This is a genomic window from Psychrobacillus sp. MER TA 171 (assembly GCF_023713305.1).
In the GTDB taxonomy this organism is placed as follows: Bacteria; Bacillota; Bacilli; order Bacillales_A; family Planococcaceae; genus Psychrobacillus.
Window position 1 is genome coordinate 1 of record NZ_JAMAWN010000016.1, and the last position, 14,702, is coordinate 14,702.

16 protein-coding genes and 1 riboswitch are annotated in these 14,702 nt (G+C 39.4%); of the genes, 4 read left to right on the plus strand and 12 right to left on the minus strand.

The genetic code is table 11. From position 1 onward, the window contains the following. Positions 1-226 (plus strand): hypothetical protein (locus tag M3627_RS14260; protein ID WP_251556205.1); only part of this gene is annotated, 226 nt, incomplete at its 5' end. 226 nt (positions 227-452) lie between these two features. Here the strand turns inward: M3627_RS14260 and M3627_RS14265 are convergent. The 10 genes from M3627_RS14265 to M3627_RS14310 all read right to left on the minus strand — a co-directional run bounded on the left by M3627_RS14265 (position 453) and on the right by M3627_RS14310 (position 10,408). Then, positions 453-1,256 (minus strand): MetQ/NlpA family ABC transporter substrate-binding protein, encoded by an 804-nt coding sequence (locus M3627_RS14265; protein WP_251556206.1) that lies wholly within the window; start codon positions 1,254-1,256, stop codon positions 453-455. 13 nt (positions 1,257-1,269) lie between these two features. Next, complete coding sequence (locus M3627_RS14270; protein WP_251556207.1) at positions 1,270-1,938, minus strand: methionine ABC transporter permease; 669 nt, start codon at positions 1,936-1,938, stop codon at positions 1,270-1,272. Continuing rightward, positions 1,931-2,956 carry a methionine ABC transporter ATP-binding protein gene (locus tag M3627_RS14275; RefSeq protein WP_251556208.1) on the minus strand — a complete coding sequence of 342 codons (1,026 nt, stop codon included), beginning with the start codon at positions 2,954-2,956 and terminating at the stop codon, positions 1,931-1,933. The genes M3627_RS14270 and M3627_RS14275 overlap by 8 nt, the downstream gene beginning before the upstream one ends. 91 nt (positions 2,957-3,047) lie before the next feature. After that, a riboswitch (SAM riboswitch) is annotated at positions 3,048-3,152 on the minus strand. A 39-nt stretch (positions 3,153-3,191) separates the two neighbouring features. Further along, positions 3,192-3,512 (minus strand): thioredoxin family protein, encoded by a 321-nt coding sequence (locus tag M3627_RS14280; protein WP_251556209.1) that lies wholly within the window; start codon positions 3,510-3,512, stop codon positions 3,192-3,194. A 10-nt stretch (positions 3,513-3,522) separates the two neighbouring features. Further along, on the minus strand, positions 3,523-3,873 hold the full coding sequence (locus M3627_RS14285; RefSeq protein ID WP_169359622.1) for a toprim domain-containing protein: 351 nt from the start codon (positions 3,871-3,873) through the stop codon (positions 3,523-3,525). 74 nt (positions 3,874-3,947) lie between these two features. Next, positions 3,948-4,328 carry a glycine cleavage system protein GcvH gene (gcvH, locus tag M3627_RS14290; protein ID WP_169359621.1) on the minus strand — a complete coding sequence of 127 codons (381 nt, stop codon included), beginning with the start codon at positions 4,326-4,328 and terminating at the stop codon, positions 3,948-3,950. Positions 4,329-4,401: 73 nt separating this feature from the next. Next, positions 4,402-4,764, minus strand: a complete 363-nt coding sequence (locus M3627_RS14295; RefSeq protein WP_251556211.1) for an arsenate reductase family protein — start codon at positions 4,762-4,764, stop codon at positions 4,402-4,404. A 233-nt stretch (positions 4,765-4,997) separates the two neighbouring features. Continuing rightward, positions 4,998-6,779 (minus strand): acyl-CoA dehydrogenase family protein, encoded by a 1,782-nt coding sequence (locus M3627_RS14300; RefSeq protein WP_251556213.1) that lies wholly within the window; start codon positions 6,777-6,779, stop codon positions 4,998-5,000. 85 nt (positions 6,780-6,864) lie between these two features. Next, entirely contained in the window at positions 6,865-8,040 is a 1,176-nt protein-coding gene (locus tag M3627_RS14305; protein WP_169359618.1) for an acetyl-CoA C-acetyltransferase, read from the minus strand. 28 nt (positions 8,041-8,068) lie between these two features. After that, entirely contained in the window at positions 8,069-10,408 is a 2,340-nt protein-coding gene (locus tag M3627_RS14310; RefSeq protein WP_285841718.1) for a 3-hydroxyacyl-CoA dehydrogenase/enoyl-CoA hydratase family protein, read from the minus strand. A 243-nt stretch (positions 10,409-10,651) separates the two neighbouring features. Between M3627_RS14310 and M3627_RS14315 the strand changes: the two genes are divergently transcribed. Then, positions 10,652-10,972, plus strand: coding sequence for a thioredoxin family protein (locus M3627_RS14315; protein WP_251556217.1), 321 nt, complete (start codon positions 10,652-10,654; stop codon positions 10,970-10,972). A gap of 173 nt (positions 10,973-11,145) precedes the next feature. Beyond that, complete coding sequence (locus M3627_RS14320) at positions 11,146-11,610, plus strand: STAS domain-containing protein (protein ID WP_169359615.1); 465 nt, start codon at positions 11,146-11,148, stop codon at positions 11,608-11,610. Between the two features lie 97 nt (positions 11,611-11,707). On the opposite strand, the gene M3627_RS14325 is transcribed toward M3627_RS14320, so the two are convergent. Next, on the minus strand, positions 11,708-12,964 hold the full coding sequence (locus M3627_RS14325; RefSeq protein ID WP_251556219.1) for a GNAT family N-acetyltransferase: 1,257 nt from the start codon (positions 12,962-12,964) through the stop codon (positions 11,708-11,710). 273 nt (positions 12,965-13,237) lie between these two features. Here M3627_RS14325 and M3627_RS14330 point away from each other — a divergent pair, with 273 nt between their 5' ends. Beyond that, on the plus strand, positions 13,238-13,777 hold the full coding sequence (locus M3627_RS14330) for a C39 family peptidase (protein WP_251556221.1): 540 nt from the start codon (positions 13,238-13,240) through the stop codon (positions 13,775-13,777). Here the strand turns inward: M3627_RS14330 and M3627_RS14335 are convergent. Next, positions 13,725-14,624, minus strand: a complete 900-nt coding sequence (locus M3627_RS14335; RefSeq protein ID WP_251556222.1) for a 5'-3' exonuclease — start codon at positions 14,622-14,624, stop codon at positions 13,725-13,727. The genes M3627_RS14330 and M3627_RS14335 overlap by 53 nt on opposite strands. Between the last annotated feature and the right edge of the window lie 78 nt (positions 14,625-14,702).

The following is a 14,702-nucleotide window of genomic DNA, read 5'->3' on the forward strand; positions in this document are numbered from 1 at the left end:
GTTCAACTCATCTGGGGTTATTCGCCCATGGGATTCACGCACAAAAAATGTGAAGTGGGGTTTTTACACTTCTCAAGTAGGTTTGAAAACATTGTATACAATTTTACACAATACTATGGACTTGACTGCGGGTGTCTCACGTTTATGGGCGCTTTTCTTTCATTTATGGGTCAGTTTCAACTGGTTTATGGGCGCTTCCCCCCCTTTATGGGACACTTTGCACTAGTTTATGGGCGGGTCTCACGCTTATGGGCGCTTTTCTTTCATTTATGGGTCAGTTTCAACTAGTTTATGGGCGGTTTCCACCCCTTTATGGGACAATTTCCGCTAGTTTATGGGCGGGTCTCACGTTTATGGGCGCTTCTCACGTTTACGGGCTTTCTTCCCCTCAATCCACCCCACAAAAAAAAGCAAGCACACCAGGTGCTTGCTTCACTCTACAACTATATCAATTATTTCACCGGAACTACTGATCCGCCCCATTCTTCTAAGATGAAATCTTGAATTTCCTGGGATTTTAGGGCTTCTACTAGTGCTTTGATGCGCTCGTCTTTTTCGTCACCTGCGTTTACCGCTACTAGGTTTACGTATGGAGATTCTGAGTCTTCAATTGCGATTGCATCCTCTAGTGGGTTTAAGCCAGCGTCGATTGCGTAGTTGGAGTTGATTAGCAATGCGTCGCCTTCATTGTTTTCATATAGCTGAACCATTAAAGCAGCTTCGTAGTTTGGATCGAATTCTAGGTTCTTCGGGTTGTCTATAATGTCATCAATTTCTGCTTTTGTTTTATCTATTCCCTCAGCAAGCGTAATTAGCCCTTCTGCTTCTAGCATTGCTAGTACGCGGCCATGGTCAGCAACCGAGTTACTCATTAAGATCGTTGCTCCTTCTGGAAGCTCTTCAATCGAATCATACTTTTGAGAGTAAAGACCAATCGGCTCGATATGGATGCCACCAGCATTTACGAAGTCATAATCGAAATCATTCATTTGTGATTCTAGATAAGGAGCATGTTGAAAATAATTGGCATCTAAGTCGCCATTATTTAAGTCTTTATTTGGTAGTACGTAATCTTGGTACGTTTCAATTTGAAGCTCAATGCCTTGTTCTTCTAAAATAGGTACTACCTGCTCTAAAATTTCTGCGTGCGGTACGTTAGAGGCACCAACAACTAATTTGTCGCTATCCTCATCGCCACATGCAGCAAGTGTTAATGCACTAACAGATAATAAAACCCCAGCCAATAATTTTTTCATACTCAATCTCTCCCTATCTTTTATCAATTTTTGTAGTAATAATATCGCCAATCCATTGTAGAATAAAGACGATGATTAATATTAAAATAGTAGCTATAAACGTTACATCCTCGCGACTACGTTGGAATCCATCTTGAAATGCTAGATTTCCAAGTCCTCCAGCTCCAATAATACCTGCCATCGCTGTGTACCCAACTAGTGAAATACAGGTTACGGTAATACCAGATACTAAGGCGGGCATCGATTCTGGCAATAAAACCTTCCAAATAATTGTAGAAGTTTTAGCACCCATAGATTTAGCTGCCTCTAGTACACCCTTGTCGATTTCTCGTAGTGCGATTAAAACCATACGGGCATAAAATGGAGCAGCTCCAATTACTAATGCAGGGATGGCCGCATTCGGACCACGCATCGATCCCGTCAACAACGTTGTAAATGGTATCAATAAAATGATTAAAATAATAAACGGTATAGAACGGAAAATATTGACTACTCCACTGGTCAACCAGTTTGCTATTTTATTTGCCCATGCTTGGTGTGGACTTGTCAAAAATAATAATAGTCCTAATATTAGTCCAAAGATTGCTGTTAGGACTGTAGAAATTGCAGTCATATAAAGGGTTTCTATAGTGGCTTCCCACATTTTAGGCCAATCAACATTTGGAAATAACGATTCAATCATTGTTGATCACCTCAGTTTTAACTTTTTGCGCGTGGATAAATTCAATTGCCTCTTCCACTGCTTGTTCATTTCCATCTATTTGAAGGATTAGTGTCCCGAACGCTCCACTTTTCGTGTGTGATATATTTCCTTGCACGATGTTTACTTCTAAATCGAACTGTTTGATTAATCTTGAAAGAATTGGTTGCTCTGTAGTATCTCCAACGAAAACGAGCTTAACTAGCTTGCCGTTTGGATAAAGCTTAACTAGATTTTGAATGGTTTGAATTGGCTCTTTAGAATCTGAAATTTGAGAAACGAAACGCTTTGTAATAGGCTGTTGTGGCTTTTGGAATACCTCAAGCACATCTCCCTCTTCTACAACTTGCCCATTTTCCATAACCGCTACTCGGTTACAGATCTTTTGAATAACTTGCATCTCATGTGTGATTAATACAATGGTTAATCCGAGTTTTTCATTAATGCTTACGAGCAAGTCTAAAATGGAGTCGGTTGTTTCAGGGTCAAGAGCTGATGTTGCCTCATCACAAAGCAATACCTCTGGACCATTAGCCAACGCTCTTGCAATTCCTACGCGTTGCTTTTGTCCTCCAGATAATTGAGATGGGTAAGAGTCTCCTCTTCCTTCCAATCCAACAAGGCTTAAAAGCTCCTCTACTCTAGCTTTTCTTTTTTCCTTTGGAACTCCTGCAATTTCTAATGGGAATGCTATATTTTCAGCGACAGTTCGCGACCATAGTAAATTGAAATGCTGGAAGATCATGCTTACTTTTTGACGAAAGCTTCGAAGCTTGTCCTCATTAATAGATGTAATTTCCTGGCCATTCACTGTAATATGACCGTCAGATGGCTTTTCTAGCCCATTCAACAAACGTATTAGCGTACTCTTGCCCGCTCCGCTGTATCCAATAATCCCGAAAATTTCTCCACGCTGTATGTCCAGATTTACACTATCAACTGCAACGATTTCTCCTTGCTTTGTAATAAATCTTTTCGAAACGTCTTTTAAACTAATCAAGTAAATCTGACCACCTTTCCTAATAAAAAACCCCTTCTGCAAAAGAGCAGAAGGGGTGTATGTTATCTATTTAAAATAACGTTCATCCATTCTCTCATTTCCCAAAGCTATAGCTTTGCGTGACTTGGCACCATTTCACTTTCATGACGGTTGCCGGGCTTCAAAGGGCACTTCCCTCCACCTCTCTTAATAAGAGCGACACTATTAAATTGTGTTTTCAACATAACGAATATTATCATAGGTTTTCATCTTCGTCAATAGCCTTTATTGTTTCCAATAAGTAAGGAACTGATTGAAAAGCATAGATTTTCTTTTCCACTTTCCCATGTTTTGTAATAAGAAGACAAGGTACGCTTTCAATTTCCTGTTCTATCGCCAAATCACCTAGAAAATTAATATTTGCCTGACCAATTGGATAGGTAACCATTTCTTTAATAACATTCATCATTTTACTTGCTACCTGACACGTTCCACACATAGGCGTATAGATATAAAACAAGGTAAGTGTTGAATTGTTTTTAGCGCTATCCCATTGTTCTCTAGTCCATTCATTCATACACATCATCCTAAGGTAAAAATTCTTTTTTCACCTTAATATTAACACGTTTTAATATAGATGCCAAAACCTTCGCCGGTGTGTTTGCTACTTCGCCATACGTCGGGTTCGTATACAAATGAATTGCCTCTGGATACTCCTTCCTAACGACCGATCGAATTTGTTCCCCGGATTTGTCTGCATCTAGAAAAGCATAAATCGGCAAGCCATCATAAGGGCTTAATAGCTCCTCCAATTTTACATCGGATATCGTTCCATTAGTACATATAATTTCTGGAGATTCATCGAGAAGGCTTAATAATTGCAGCTTATCAGACCTACCCTCAACGATAATTATTTTATCACTAAATACATGTGCCATTTAGCTTCTCTCCCAACTTATCCTTTCCTTTATTATATGAAAAAAACGCCGATTATTAACCGGCGTTTTCATTATTACTCTGCTATTAATTCTTCGTACTTTTCAGGAGATAATAAGCTGTCCACTTCTGATACGTCAGAAGGCTCAACCACGATCATCCATGCATTTTCATAAGGTGATTCATTAACAAATTCGGGGCTATCTTCTAGCTCAGTATTTACTTCTACTACTTTACCACTGATAGGTGCATATAATTCTGAAACAGTTTTTACGGATTCAACGCTACCAAAAGCGTCTCCTGCCTTGATCTCATCGCCAACTTGTGGAAGTTCAACGAATACGATATCTCCAAGTTCAGATTGTGCAAAATGAGTAATTCCAATACGGACATTTCCGTCCTCATTTTTTACCCATTCATGTTCAGCTGAGTACTTAAAATCTTTAGGTACGCTCATAAATAAACCCCTCTCAAATAATTAATCCATTCTATTTAATATTCACATATTTTCATAGTAAATACAAGGTGCTTTAAGAGGTTTTCCACATGTCTTCAAACTGCTCTTCTTTAAAACCAAGCGTTAGCTTATGTCCATTATATACAAGAGGTCGTTTAATCAATTTTCCATCCGAAGCAAGCAGCTCTAACTGCTCATCCTCCGACATTGTAGGAAGCTTGTCCTTCAATTGTAATTCACGATATTTTACGCCGCTAGTATTAAAGAATTTTTTCAGTTCATAATCGCCTTGTGCCACCATTTCCTTTAAAAGTTCCTTTGAAGGCGGTGCGTCAACGATATGATGGTTCTCAAATGGGATATCGTTATCTTTCAGCCATTTGCTTGCTTTGTTGCATGTACTACATTTTGGATATCCATAAAATTGGATTGTCATTTATATCTCACCTTTTTCTTTTTATCATAATAATATTTTGTTACTCATGCAAGAGAGAACAGTGAAATGCTCTCTTCTTAACTTTAAAAATATCCTTGTTTTTGCTTAGCGGTGATAAATTCCCGTGAGCGGTCATAAATCTCGCTAAACGGTTATAAACTCATTCCCCTTCATGGCAATATCGTTTTTCGGACAAAAAAGCCATCTGGAGTTCCAGATGGCCAATGCTATTATTAAACTACAAATTTTTCAGCTTCGATTAGCTTAACGGAAGCTTCGCGTTTTTTCTCGATCACGTTATATGGTGTGTAGCGAGTTAGCTTGCGAAGTGCAGAAATCATCATGCGTAAGTTATCGCCATCAACTGAAGCAATTAGTGTTTCTTTTGCTGCTGCTTCGATTTCATTGAAGGCTTCTTGGCAGAAGATTTGAGTGTAAAGAAGCTTTTGTGCTGCTTTTTCTTCTCCACTGCGTGCGATTGCTTTTTCTGTACGTAGTACTGCTGATTCCATTGCAAAGATGTTGTTCGCAATGTTTGCGATGTGTACAAGTACTTCTTGCTCTGCTTCTAATTTTGTACCGAAGCGTTGAGCAGCCATACCAGCAGCTAAAATACCGATTTTCTTAGCGTTTGCAACTAGCACTTTTTCTTGAGCTAATGCTTCATCGCCAACTTCCTCTGGCATCATCATTAATAGCTCTTCCTGCAGACCTTGTGCTTTTTGAAGAAGTGGTAATTCACCCTTCATTGCTTTTTTCAGGAATGTTCCTGGAACGATTAAGCGGTTGATTTCATTTGTACCTTCGAAAATACGGTTAATACGTGAGTCGCGGTAAATGCGCTCTACTTCATATTCTTGCATGAAGCCGTACCCGCCATGTAATTGAACCGCTTCGTCCGCGATGTAATCTAGAACCTCAGAACCTACTACTTTGTTAATAGAGCATTCAATTGCATACTCAGCAATTGCAGCTGCAATTTTTGTTCCGTCTTTTTGATCTTCTTCGCTCATTTGGCTCATGCGATCCTCGAAGTAACCAACTGTACGGTAAATTAAGCTTTCTGTCGCATATAGCTTAGACGCCATTGTTGCTAGCTTTTGCTTCGTTAAATTGAATGAAGAAATAGGCGTTTTAAATTGTTGGCGTTGATTAGAATAAGTAATTGCTAGCTCTAATGCACGTTTAGAACCACCTATCGTACCTACACCTAATTTGTAACGACCGATGTTCAGGATGTTGAATGCAATAATATGACCACGGCCAATTTCACCTAATAGGTTTTCAACTGGAACCTGTGCGTCTTCAAGGATCAATGTACGTGTAGAAGAAGATTTGATACCCATTTTCTTCTCTTCTGCACCTACAGATACTCCTGGGAATGTTCTTTCTACGATAAATGCAGAGAATTTGTCACCGTCTACTTTTGCGTAAACAACGAATACGTCTGCAAAGCCTGCGTTAGTGATCCATTGCTTTTCACCATTAAGGACATAGTGAGTTCCTGCTTCATTTAATTTAGCAGTTGTTTTTGCTCCTAGAGCATCTGAACCTGAGCCTGGCTCTGTTAAAGCGTATGCAGAGATTTTTTCTCCTGACGCTGAGTTTGGAAGGTATTTTTTCTTCTGCTCTTCATTACCGAAAAGAACGATTGGAAGCGTACCGATTCCTACATGCGCTCCGTGAGTGATGGAGAATCCACCTGCTACTGATAGCTTTTCAGCGATTAATGCAGAAGAGATTTTGTCTAATCCTAGGCCATCATATGCCTCTGGAATATCAGCTGCTAAAAGACCTAAGTCACCAGCAGATTTCAATAAACGTACAGAGTGATCAAACTCATGATTTTCTAGGTTTTCCACAACAGGTAATACTTCGTTTTTAACATAGTCTTCTGCTGTTTTAGCAATCATTTTTTGCTCATCATTGAAATCCTCTGGTGTAAATACGCGGCTTGCCTCAATATCTTCTACTAAAAAGCTTCCACCTTTAATTGCATCTTGAACTTGTGTCATTTCCTTCTCCTCCTATTGTGTGTAAACGTTTGTTTAATTGATTGTGAAATGCGCCCTTTAATCAAAGCGCATTTCCCTCTTAAAATTAAAGAAGTTCAAATACTCCAGCTGCTCCCATGCCTCCACCAATACACATCGTCACAACACCGAATTGCTTCCCTTGTCTTCTAAGTTCGCTCATCATTTTTAGAGTTAAGATAGAACCCGTTGCTCCAAGTGGATGCCCTAGTGCGATAGCTCCACCATTTACATTTACTTTATCTAGATCGATACCTAAATGACGAACGACTTGGATGGATTGAGAAGCGAATGCTTCATTGATCTCCCATAGGTCGATATCTTCAATAGATAGACCTGCAATTTTCAATGCTTTAGGTACCGCAACAATTGGTCCGATCCCCATTACGTCCGGAGCCACTCCACCAACTGCGAATGAACGGAATTTTGCTATCGGCTTTAAGCCCTGTGCCTCTGCAACTTCACGGTCCATCACTAATACTGCGCCTGCACCGTCCGATGTTTGAGATGCATTACCTGCAGTTACAGAACCACGCACGTTGAATGCTGGACGTAATTTTGCAAGTGTTTCTACTGTTGTTCCTGGACGTACACCCTCATCCATTTCGAACATAAATTTTTTCGATTGCGCTTTGTTGTTTTCATCTACGAAATGCTTGATCACTTCAACCGGAACGATATCATCGTTAAATTTACCAGCTGCAATTGCCGCTGCAGCAAGCTGATGTGAACGAACAGCAAATGCATCCTGGTCTTCACGGCTCACATTATACTTATTCGCCACCTGCTCTGCTGTATGACCCATTCCCATATAATATTGAGGCGCTGTTTCTGCTAAATGAGCATTTGGTCGAATGACATTACCCATCATTGGAACCATACTCATAGACTCTACTCCTCCGGCAATAATTGCCTCGGAGTGACCTAGCATAATACGTTCAGCCGCATATGCGATGGATTGTAAGCCAGAGGAACAGAAACGATTGATTGTGATTGCTGGTGTTGTATCTGGAAGTCCAGCAAGTGCACCGATATTACGAGCTACGTTCATTCCTTGCTCTGCTTCTGGCATTGCACATCCTAAGATTAAATCATCTATTGGGCCATCGTATCCGCCCGCTCTTTTTAATGTCTCTTTTACTACCAATGCTCCGAAATCATCTGGGCGTACATTGGCTAGAGATCCTTTTTTCGCTTTACCAACTGGTGTTCTTGCACCTGCTACGATAACTGCTTCACGCATGAGTTCTCCTCCTTTTACCTAACGCAGTCTAGTTGCGTAATGGTTTACCTTTCACTAACATGTGCTGCATTCTTGCCTGGGATTTAGGGTCTGCAACTAAACTTAAGAAAGCTTCACGCTCTAAGTTCAATAAATATTGCTCATCTACTAACGTACCGTATGGAACCTCTCCACCAGCAATCACATAGGCAAGCTTTTTAGCAATTTTCAAATCATGCTCACTAATATATCCTGATAAGAACATGCCTTCAGCTCCTAATAAAAGTGCTGCATATCCCGGGGATCCTACAACTGGTACCTTTTCACGAATCGGCGCCTTATAGCCTGCTTCTGCTAGGGCTAGTGCAGCTTGCTTCGCATCATAGATTAAGTGATCTGGGTTAACGCTAATGCCGTCAGCCATGCTTAAGAAATTGTTCTCACGTGCCTCTTCACCCGAAGTGGATACCTTAGCCATAGCGATTGTTTCAAAAACCTTGCTAGCTACATTTAAGTAATCTATTTGCACTCCGTTTGGAATTCCTTTTAGGTGTTTCATGTAAAGCTCTTTATTACCCCCACCACCAGGGATTAGACCAACGCCCGCTTCCACAAGTCCCATATAAGTTTCAGAAGATGCTTGAATATGAGCTGCTGGTAGAGTTACCTCTGCTCCTCCACCTAATGTCATTCCAAATGGAGCAACTACTACTGGCTTGGCAGAGTATTTAATTTTCATCGTTGCGTTTTGGAATTGTCGAACAACGAAATCTAGTTCAAAAATATTATCATCCTGAGCTTCCATTAGAATCATGCCAAGGTTTGCCCCAACGCTGAAGTTTTTACCTTGGTTACTAATGACAAGACCTTTAAAGTTTTTCTCTACTTCATCAACCGCAAAGTTAATCATTTGAAGAATATCTAATCCAATGGAATTGGACTTAGAGTGGAATTCAAGTAACGCAATTCCGTCTCCTAAATCGATTAAGCTAGCTCCTGAATTCGACTTGATAACACCATGCTTTTTCTTGTAGCTCTTTAAGTTAATCATTTTTTCATTTACTGGTACTGCTTGGTAGTCCGATCCGTCAAAGTAGAACAACTCTCCGTTATCCTCTTTATAGAAGGAACTAAAACCTTTATCTAGTAAAGACTGAACGAAAGCAGGGATCTCATATCCTTCAGACGTCATTTTTTCAACAGAGTCTTTTACTCCGATTGCATCCCAAATTTCAAAAGGTCCTTGCTGCCAGCCGAAGCCCCATTTCATTGCATTGTCAATTGCAACGATATCATCTGCAATTTCACCGTGAAGCTGAGCAGAGTAGATAAGTGTTGGACTTAAAATACTCCATAAAAGCTCTCCCGTGCGATCCTTTGCATATGTTAACGTTTTCACTTTAGCGGCTAAGCCTTTTTGTTGCTTTGCCATTTCCATGGAAGGAGTTTTCAGCTTCTTCATTGGTCCATATTCTAAAGTTTCCGGATCTAATTCTTTAATTTCTTTGCCTTCTTTTAAGAAGAAGCCTTGCCCTGTTTTAGCACCAAGCCACTTGTTTTCAAGCATTTTTTGCATGAAAGCGGGGACTTCAAATACTTTTTGCTCTTCCCCTGTTGTTTGGTCATATACGTTTTTTGCTACGTGAGCAAATGTATCAAGACCTACTACATCAAGCGTACGGAACGTTGCAGACTTCGGACGGCCAATAAGTGGACCAGTAACAGAATCTACCTCTCCAACTGAGTAGCCTCTTGCTTGCATCTCACGAAGGGTTACAAGTAAACCGTATGTTCCAATTCGGTTGGCTATGAAGTTAGGCGTATCTTTTGCAAGAACAACACCTTTTCCAAGCACATCCTCACCAAAGGTTTGCATGAATTCCACTACTTCAGGAGCAGTCGTATTAGCAGGAATCACTTCCAATAGCTTCAAATAACGAGGTGGATTGAAGAAATGAGTGCCAAGGAAATGCTTGCCAAAGTCTTCTGATCTACCTTCTACCATTGCATTGATACTGATTCCTGATGTGTTAGAGCTTATAATTGTGCCTGGCTTACGAACTGCATCTATTTTGTCATATAAATTTTTCTTAATATCTAAGTTTTCTACTACTACTTCAATAATCCAGTCCACATCTTTTAGCTTTTCAAGATCATCCTCTAAATTCCCTGCCGTGATTAGTTGCAGGTTCTTTTTCGATGTTAATGGTGCTGGTTTTTGCTTTAATAATTTCTGTACGGCAGTTTCCGCAAAACGATTACGTACGGAAGGATGCTCCAATGTAAGTCCTTTTGCTTCATCCTCTTTACTAACTTCTTTTGGTACGATATCCAGCAAAAGTGTTGGTATACCGATGTTTGTTAAGTGAGCTGCAATCCCAGATCCCATTACCCCTGAACCAAGTACAGCTGCTTTTTTAATTTGATATGTCACGTGCAAAGCCTCCCCTTCATCTTGAATGAACGCTCATTCATTTTAATTACAAAAAAAATAGAAGCAATCTCTATATCTATTATTCTAGTGCAATGTTTAAATTTTCGCAATAATAAAATGAATAATTTAATACATTTTTCTTTCTCCTATTTGGGAAACAGTGTAAACTGTATGTATTATCATTGGAGGTATCTTATAATGAAAAAAATTACTACAACTGAGCAATTTAATGAAATCATTTCTGGTGATCAAGAGGTATTAGTAAAATTTGAAGCAGGCTGGTGTCCTGATTGTCGTCGCATGGAAATGTTTATCGATCCTATCATGGAAAAGTATAATAATTACGCATGGTATGAAGTAAATCGTGACGAGCTACCTGAAATCGCTGAAAAGTATCAAGTAATGGGGATTCCTAGCCTACTTATATACCAAAACGGCGAGAAAAAAGCTCACCTGCATAGTGCAAATGCGAAAACACCGGACCAGGTAGAAGAATTTTTACAAGCGCAAACTAAATAGATATTATTTAGAACAGCTACATATAGGCATAATATTCAAACTGAATAGTCTATACTTTCTTTAGAACACATAAGCCAAGGTAACCTTAGAAAGTATGAAAGGAAATAGGACTGCTCTTAACGACAGTCCTCTTCTACTTTCTTACCATAATAAGAAAAACAGAGGTGTTATATTTGTCGCAAGAAAACGAAATTCTGGAATTAAAAGAGAAAGTCGCTTACTATGAACGAATTATAAAAGCAATGTCCACCCCAATCATTCCATCTATTGTGCCTAAAACAATTTTGATGCCGATTGCCGGCTATATGTATAAGGAACGCTTTGAAAATATTGAGACGGAAACACTACAATATATTGGCGAGCATAAAGAAGTAGAACACGCTATTTTCGATTTTACCGGGGTAACTGTGGAGCATATTGAGGAATTCGATTACAATGAATTGGCCATTTCTATATCCCGACTGAATAGCTCTCTTCGTTTAATGGGAATCCGTCCAATCTATGTTGGCTTTAACCCGAAATTTATTCGTGAAATTGTCCATGCAGATCTACATGTTAATATCGAAACATATAAAAATTTCCGAGAAGCATTGAACCGCCTACTGCAAGAATCCAATAAAACAATCGCTTCTAAATAAAAAAAGGATTAGGGATTTCTCCTAAACCTTTTTTCTAGCGACAAAGGAAACGAGAAATTGTTCTCGCATCTCCCTTTGTCTTTTTTATCATGTTAACTTAAAAATTTGTCATACAAATTGGTGCTTTTCGTGGCTTAAACCAGTCATCTAAATCCTCTGGGCTACAACCCTTCACTACTACTTCACCATAGCTATCCAAATCCTTAATCGATACACAGCCCATCCACCATGCACTTAAATCTTGAATTCCTATTTCGATGTTCACCTGACCGATATTCTCTCCAACTTTTTCAATATTCCATTCTCCACCCAAAAATGAAAGCTTATAAAAGCCTGACTGCTCCTCGATAAAGGTATCCTCGACCTTCACAATAATTTCTGGTTGGCCGGCTGGCTTGCGAAGTGCTTGAAAATGCATCTGCTTAAAAAAGAGTGGAATATCTGAAATCCGATACATTAAACCCGATCCAGTGGTGGCCACCTCATGATAGACACTAGGTATTAAGTGATTAGAGTCATTTGGTGGATTGTTTAAGCTATAAACAAATGCCGGGTTGTTTGTTCCATATATGATTCGGTCGACCTGGTCCTGCTGGGAATCAACCCATGCCTCTAGCTGCTTAAAGCCCTTCTGGCTACTCCATACCCACTCATGAATCATCATATTTTGATGCAGGAAGTGACTATCCTTCACTGGCTGAAGGCTAAAAGCCAAGGCACCAATCAGCTTGCCGTCTTCTCGGACCCCTACATAACGAGATGCTGCATTTTTAATATGCTGACGCTCACTCCATGTCCGTTTGATCATACCATGATGCATTTGGGCAAAGTGGTTAAATAAGACTGTAATTTCTTCTACATCTGTAGGAGATAACAGCTCTACCAAGTCCTTCTGCCCATTACTATTTAAAGCACCTGGTTTTATCCTAAACTCGTACTTTAATGGTCCGTAGCCATAGCCCATTTTGCGGTAAAAACTAGAGCTAAAAGGATAAAGAGCAACAAGGGCAACATTTTCCTTTCTTGCCTCTTGGTGAAAATGGTTCAACAGCTCAAAAGCTACCTTTTCCTTCTTATGTAAAATATGTACTGCCACCATGCCTATCCCAAATAGACGTTGAAACTCACCATTAATATTACATTCAAAATCACTTCGTCGGTAGATTCCTACTAATTCTTCTTTTGCGTTAAAGCTTCCATAAAAAAGAATGCCGTTTTCTTCCCTTTGCTCTCGTTTCAGTCTTTCCTCATATTCCTTCTTCTTTTCCTCTGACTGAATGCCCATTCCTGGATATGCCATAGACGCTAGGTCAGCTGCTGCCTCAAAATCCTTTTCCCCTAATACTCTAATCAAACCATCCATCCCCTTAGTAATTAAATTAGAATTGCTATTTATATAAAAAACACGAACAATAATTGATTTTAGCTACTGGAAACCGGTCTGCTAGCAACTGATACACAAGTCTAATTGCAACGCCTTGTCTCTCATGCCGCATTCAATCAAATAATTGTTCGTGTTTAAAATGGAAAACATTATTTAGGAAATTAACTTAATTTAATGCTTTTAGTAAAAACTTTTAGGGTAATATAAACGTACTGTATATAGTAACCAGAAAGGAGAATTAACTTGAAAATCCAATTGGCGGTTAAAGGCTTTTCCCAGTACGATGTTTCCATTAATCCGAAGCTACAATCATCTGCATGTGGACCGGTCACAGTATACGTGCTCCTAAACTATCTTTTACCGAACCACTCCTACATTCCTAACGATTTGTATAAACATTTAAAAGGAACAAGAATCGGTCTATTTACATATCGATTTATTAGGCGATTAAAAAAGCTTCTTGGTCCTGGTTGGACAATCCAAAAATGCTCCATAGAGGAGTCCTTAGGTGAGCTGCAACAAGGTAGACCAGTGGCATTAAAGTTTGATAAATATTTTTCTTTTAAATGGAAACAGAAATTCTCTTTTTCCTACCACTGGGTACCATTAATTGGGTATGAAAAAAATAACGATGAACTCTATTTAATCGTTCATGATAATGGTGGAAGAGGACGAGAAAGTTCTATACGCAAGATAAAATATACGGAAAATGCTCCTATCCTCACATTTATTAAAGTTGTCCCACCGGCTTCTGTTTCCCTTGCAGCTGACGAGCTAAAATAGTATAGCCATGCTCATATAAAAAATCGAATTTGTTCGTATCAATATTCGGTATGACTAAATGATCCAGCTCCGCTTCAATTGGTACATCTCTACTGATGGTAGCAAGCTGCTTCGATAAGTGAAGCATTTCTAAATCAGCTTCAATTTTTGTTCGCTGACCCTTTGTTAGGAGATGCAGTGAGTCTATTACCTTTTCAACTGAACCATAGGCTTGTATAAGCTGAAGAGCAGTTTTCGGTCCAATACCCTTCACTCCTGCATAGCCATCACTGGAATCTCCCATAAAGGCCTTCACATCCGGGAACTGCAGTGGAGAGATACCGTATTCCTCTGTGAATCTTTCATGATTATAGTAGTCATATATCGTAAAGCCCTTTTTCGTGAATGCAATTTCAGTAGAAGGATCTAAAAGCTGAAGTAAATCCTTATCGCCACTGACAATCGTGAAATGGGCTTCGTCTTTCCATTTATGTGTGATAGATGCAATCGTATCGTCTGCTTCCATTCCAACTATCCCAAAGTTTTGCCATCCTAAATGCTCCGACAGCTCCTGGGCCATATCAAATTGAGGAATCATCTCCTCTGCCGGCTTTGGTCGAATCGCCTTATACCCATCAAATAGATCATTTCTAAACGTCTTCATTCCTTTATCCCAGCAAACCGCCATATGAGTAGGGTTCATTAGCTCCTGTGCTGCCAATACGTGACGAGCAAAGCCCTGTACTGCATTCGTTGGAATACCCTTTTCATTTTTAAAATAGTTTCCTGACATAGCAGTTGCAAAGAAAGAACGGAATAATAATGCCATACCATCTATAACTAATACACGAGGTTTTTCCTGTGTCATATACATCATCCTTTAGTTTATTAAAAGCACCTAAACAAGCAGTTTAAAACTTTTATCACATATTATTATAACATGGAT